Origin of the sequence: Streptomyces sp. NPDC058758 (assembly GCF_042746075.1) — a bacterium.
GTDB lineage: Bacteria > Actinomycetota > Actinomycetes > Streptomycetales > Streptomycetaceae > Streptomyces.
The window spans coordinates 1-1,952 of sequence record NZ_JBHYPS010000092.1; the positions used below are offsets into that span (position 1 = coordinate 1).

Annotated in this window: 1 protein-coding gene and 2 pseudogenes; all 3 read left to right on the plus strand. The window is 37.8% G+C overall.

The features are described 5' to 3' along the window. Nucleotides 1-424: pseudogene (locus tag ACFW6A_RS39105) on the plus strand (hypothetical protein); the annotation flags it as partial. Nucleotides 425-1,108: 684 nt separating this feature from the next. Continuing rightward, nucleotides 1,109-1,282, plus strand: a complete 174-nt coding sequence (locus ACFW6A_RS39110) for a hypothetical protein (protein WP_375839303.1) — start codon at nucleotides 1,109-1,111, stop codon at nucleotides 1,280-1,282. A gap of 90 nt (nucleotides 1,283-1,372) precedes the next feature. Next, nucleotides 1,373-1,952 (plus strand): annotated as a pseudogene (locus ACFW6A_RS39115) (hypothetical protein); the annotation flags it as partial.

The window sequence follows — 1,952 nt, forward strand, 5'->3', positions numbered from 1 at the left end:
AAATGCTGAATTAAGGAGTCTATGGGGTTTAGGATTTGTAACAATCAAGTCATTAAAGGATATAGACAACATAGGAGCCTATTTGAGCGCTTATTTGACTGATATAGACCTAGAAGATGTCCAAGACAGGGAAACAGCCTTAAAAGTGGCTTCAGAGGGCTGTGAGGTGCAAACAAAGATCGTAGAAGGTCGGGAAAAGAAATTTTTAAAAGGCGGACGGCTGCACATGTATCCTTCCGGAATGAATATGTATCGAAAATCAAAAGGGATTGTTAAGCCGGAACGGGAAGAAATGAAGTTCGGAGACATAAAAAAAGTAGTGGGTTCGGCAAAACCACACTACGAGAAAAGTTATCATGTCGAAAATGACAATTTTGAAAACACAATTTCGTTTCTCCAGTATAACACAAAACGTGATTTTTGAAGCAAAACGGTTCCTCTTTATGGAGCCGTTTTTTTTATTTCCCGAAGGGTTATTTGTCAGAATGACAAACCGATTTCGAGCCGGCGAGAACCCATTGTCACACCACGATTTAGGGGGTGTGTATAAATGGGCACTCTCTGTGAAATTTGAAGCTTTGAAATTCCGAATGGCGCACTTATACACTCTGTCGAGTGAGTGCTAAAATGCTGAAGCATTTCCGTCAAGCGTGTGGAGGAATCTTGTAGAGAGATATAGCATAGATACCCGTATCTCTAGAGATATTTTGGTATATCCCTGCTATATCTATGGGGTATCTATGCTATATCTTTGGCTTCAAAAACGGCACCTGTTCTAAGAGCATAGAAACTCAACAGGCACAGCCTGTTTGACACCCTTTTTTTTAGGGTGGCACCGAGTTTCCTTATGCTCTTTTTCTCTGAAGCTAAACCTGTTTTATATGTCGTAGTCTTTTTATTGGGAGTGACCCCTTGCTGTACAATTTCCGGAGGTGCCGATAAGGGACGAATTTTCCCTTGTCGGTTGCCTTTGGGGATTGTAAGGGGTGGAGGCTCGGAATCAAAAGGAAACGAAATATCATTCCGAGTGTGCTTCTTTTTTCTGTTCTTGAATTCTATTATTTCCAATGTTAGAATTATGTTAACAACTTGTTAGGAGTGTGTTTGGATGGAAGAGAAAAAACAAATTGGACCTCGAATTACTGTTGAAACATTTAAAAAGCTAGAGTTATTAGCCGAACATTTTACAAAACACAATGAATTTGGAAGAGTTTCAAAAGATGCTGTAATTGAGTTTGCTATTAAGGAATTGTATAGGGACTATTTGGGAAAAGGACGCTAATTTTTGTTGAAAAACTGACTTCGGATTTGGGGTTCTTTATTATTAACTTGATTTTAATTAAACATTACAGGAAAAATTGAGGGGAAATGGATGGATAAACGCAATGGTGACGCGGTTTTCATAGCTCCAAATGATGTTGTAAAAGTGACCACTATGAATCACGTCATTGAAGTTCAGCATATGGAGAAGATGAACCGGAAAAATAATATCAAAAAATTGGACAAGGATAGGTTTGTAGACCTCTCTACTGGGGAGATCCGGGAGTTCGAGCATTCGGAAAATCGGCAGGAAAATTATAATTCTTTGAGACAAACCTTTAAGAAGCTGCGTTATTTGATAAATAACAATTTTATAGGACGGCCAAATGAATTACATATAACTTTGACATACAAGAAAAATATGACGGACACGAAAAAACTTTATAGTGATTTTCAAAATTTTATCGACAGGTTGCGTTATAAATACAAGAAAGAAAGTTCGATAGATTATTTATCGGTGGTAGAGCCACAAGGACGTGGAGCCTGGCATTGTCATGTTTTAATGCGCTTTAATGATTTGGATAAGATTTATATTAAAAATGCTGAATTAAGGAGTCTATGGGGTTTAGGATTTGTAACAATCAAGTCATTAAAGGATATAGACAACATAGGAGCCTATTTGAGCGCTTATT

What these genes read in the sequence shown, in the direction of transcription:
- ACFW6A_RS39110 (WP_375839303.1), top strand. Translation starts at nt 1,109, where the DNA reads ATGGAAGAGAAAAAACAAATTGGACCTCGAATTACTGTTGAAACATTT.